Source organism: Pseudomonas hunanensis, assembly GCF_013393325.1.
GTDB classification, from domain to species: domain Bacteria; phylum Pseudomonadota; class Gammaproteobacteria; order Pseudomonadales; family Pseudomonadaceae; genus Aquipseudomonas; species Aquipseudomonas putida_P.
The window spans coordinates 1-370 of sequence record NZ_QJRC01000049.1; the positions used below are offsets into that span (position 1 = coordinate 1).

The window sequence follows — 370 nt, forward strand, 5'->3', positions numbered from 1 at the left end:
AAGGCGGCGAGATCACTTACACCATCACGCTGACCAACAAAGACGGCCTGCCGATCAACAACCACTCGGAGCTGTACTTCAAGCTGACCGATGGTACGACTGTCGTCGTCGCAGCCAACAGCACCACAGGTTCCGCCACTGTAATCGCGCCGGATAACGTCTATGTCGGCGCTAACCCGCCAGTGGTCAATGCCATTGACGCGGTCAGCGGTGCAGATGCGTGGAAGTTCGAAAACCTGAACTTGGACAAGACCGAGGTCAGCACCCAGGTAACCGACGAGCCAGGCACTCCGGGCAACGAAGGCGACTTGGTCAAAGTCACTATCACCGCCGACCAAACCTCGGTGGCCGAGAACGTCAAACCGACCTT

1 protein-coding gene is annotated in these 370 nt (G+C 57.8%); it reads left to right on the top strand.

Annotated elements, in window-relative coordinates:
* Positions 1-370, top strand: a 370-nt coding sequence (locus DM807_RS00725) for an immunoglobulin-like domain-containing protein (protein ID WP_179026945.1), incomplete at both ends; no start/stop codon positions are given.